The sequence below is a fragment of the Pectobacterium betavasculorum genome, assembly GCF_000749845.1.
GTDB lineage: Bacteria > Pseudomonadota > Gammaproteobacteria > Enterobacterales > Enterobacteriaceae > Pectobacterium > Pectobacterium betavasculorum.
In genome coordinates this window covers 1-1,375 of record NZ_JQHM01000042.1, presented here as the reverse complement: position 1 = coordinate 1,375, position 1,375 = coordinate 1, and the positions used below count along the sequence as shown (strand labels likewise).

At 58.3% G+C, this 1,375-nt stretch carries 1 protein-coding gene; it reads left to right on the top strand.

Annotation, left to right across the window (positions count from 1 at the left end):
- Nucleotides 1–1,375 (top strand): Ig-like domain-containing protein (locus tag KP22_RS20980; RefSeq protein ID WP_039326293.1); only part of this gene is annotated, 1,375 nt, incomplete at both ends.

The following is a 1,375-nucleotide window of genomic DNA, read 5'->3' as shown; positions in this document are numbered from 1 at the left end:
GTGATGCAGTGACAGTAACCGTCGGCAGCGAGACCTACCAGACCACGGTGAATGCCGATGGCAAGACCTGGAGCGTGAATGTGCCGGGCGCGGTGCTGGCTGCTAATGGCGATGTGAGTGCGACGGTTACCACCCGCGATACCGCAGGCAATGTGACCACGGCCAATACCAGTCACGCTTATGGCGTGGATACAGATGCGCCAGCGGCCTCCATTACTATCGACGATGTGACCAGCGATAACGTGGTTAACGCAGCCGAATCCGGCCAGACGATTGCGGTCACCGGTAACGTGGATAACGATGTTAAAGCGGGTGATGCGATTACCGTTACCGTTGGCACCGAGACCTACCAGACCACGGTGAATGCCGATGGCAAGACCTGGAGCGTGAACGTTCCCGGTTCGGTGCTGGCCGCCAATGGTGATATCTCGGCGACCGTCACCACCCGCGACACGGCGGGTAACGTGACCACCGCAAACTCTACTCACGCTTATGGCGTGGATACCGTCGCACCGACCGCGTCGATAACTATCGACGATATCACCTCAGATAACGTGATTAATGCCAGCGAGTCGGGTCAGACGATTGCGGTCACCGGTAACGTGGATAACGACGTGAAAGCGGGCGATACGGTGACAGTCACCGTCGGCGCCGAGACCTATCAGACCACGGTGAATGCCGACGGCAAGACCTGGAGCGTCAATGTGCCGGGTTCAGTGCTGGCTGCTAATGGCGATATCAGTGCGACGGTCACCACCCGCGATACCGCAGGCAATGTCACTACAGCGAATACCAGCCATGCGTACAGCGTGGATACGGTTGCGCCCACCGCGACCATTACTATCGACGATATCACCAGCGATAACGTGATTAACGCAGCCGAATCCGGCCAGACCATTGCGGTGGCCGGTCAGGTTGATAACGACGTCAAAGCCGGTGATGCGATTACCGTTACCGTTGGCACCGAGACCTACCAGACCACGGTCAATGCCGATGGCAAAACCTGGAGCGTCAATGTTCCGGGCGCGGTGCTGGCCGCCAATGGTGAGGTGAGTGCGACGGTCACCACCCGTGATACGGCAGGCAATGTCACTACAGCGAATACCAGTCACGCCTACGGTGTGGATACCGTGGCACCGACTGCATCGATTACTATCGACGATATCACCAGCGATAACGTGATTAACGCCAGCGAATCGGGTCAGACGATTGCGGTCACCGGTCAGGTCGATAATGACGTCAAAGCCGGTGATGCAGTGACAGTAACCGTCGGCAGCGAGACCTACCAGACCACGGTGAATGCCGATGGCAAGACCTGGAGCGTGAATGTGCCGGGCGCGGTGCTGGCTGCTAATGGCGATGTGAGTGCGACGGT